The 822-nt window shown below is 69.2% G+C and carries 2 protein-coding genes; one reads left to right on the forward strand and one right to left on the reverse strand.

Going from position 1 to position 822, the window contains the following annotated elements:
- The coding region (locus AC27IQ_RS26005) for a DcrB-related protein (RefSeq protein ID WP_487091363.1) at positions 1–221 on the forward strand (221 nt) is incomplete at its 5' end.
- A gap of 131 nt (positions 222–352) precedes the next feature.
- On the opposite strand, the gene AC27IQ_RS26010 is transcribed toward AC27IQ_RS26005, so the two are convergent.
- The gene (locus tag AC27IQ_RS26010) at positions 353–607 is read right to left on the reverse strand and encodes a hypothetical protein (protein WP_487091364.1); all 255 of its coding nucleotides are present in this window, start codon (positions 605–607) and stop codon (positions 353–355) included.
- Positions 608–822: the final 215 nt, after the last annotated feature.

Here is an 822-nt window from a genome sequence, read left to right on the forward strand (position 1 = left end):
CCGGTGAGCCGCCGGCCAACGAAACCGCTGCCCCCAACGCCGTGGGCGCCTCGGTCTCGTACAGCAAGCAAGGTCACACGCTTTACCAGCGCATCGTGCTGATCGAGCTGCCCGAGCGCAAGGCGCTGGTGCTCACCGGCACCCATGCGGCGCCCTGGAAGCCGCACCACGAAGCGCAGTGGGCGTCCATCCTGCAAAGCGTGCGCGTGCGGCCGCAGTAAGGCACGCCCCCAAGGCTCCACGCCGCCCTCGCGACAGACCGCACGGCCTTTTACAAACCCGCCCACCGGCGTACCTTCCTTCCGCGCTCCATGCCCAAAGCCGCCCGCCTGCACGATCCCATCGCCCACACCTACGCCCGCGAGGGCCATGCGGCGGGGGCGGCCACGGCGGTGGCGATCGAGTTCGGGGCGGCGGTGGCGATCGGCGCGGCCGTGGGCACCATCGCCTGCCCGGGGCTCGGCACCCTGGCGGGCTTTCTGATCGGCGCGGCCGTGTTCGTGGGCACGCTGGTGGTGAGCCACATGTTCAGCCTGGTGGGCGACTTCTTCCAGTCGTTCGGGGAGGCGCTGGGGCGAAGTTTCAGCTCCGATTGCGGCGAGCTCACCGCGACGGGGGTCGCCACGGTCTTTCATCAACAAGCTGCCTGCCATCCGCGCCGGGCTGGACGTGGCCATGTGCGACAAGCACAAGCATGCCGCCCAGCCTCGTCAACTTCGGCAGCGAGAACATCTTCATCGACACCTTCCGCGCCGGCCGCGAGGGCGACTACGTGGACTGCGAGGCCAAGATCAGCAAGGGCTCGGAGGACGTCAACTTCGG

Source organism: Acidovorax sp. KPB24-07, assembly GCF_057543315.1.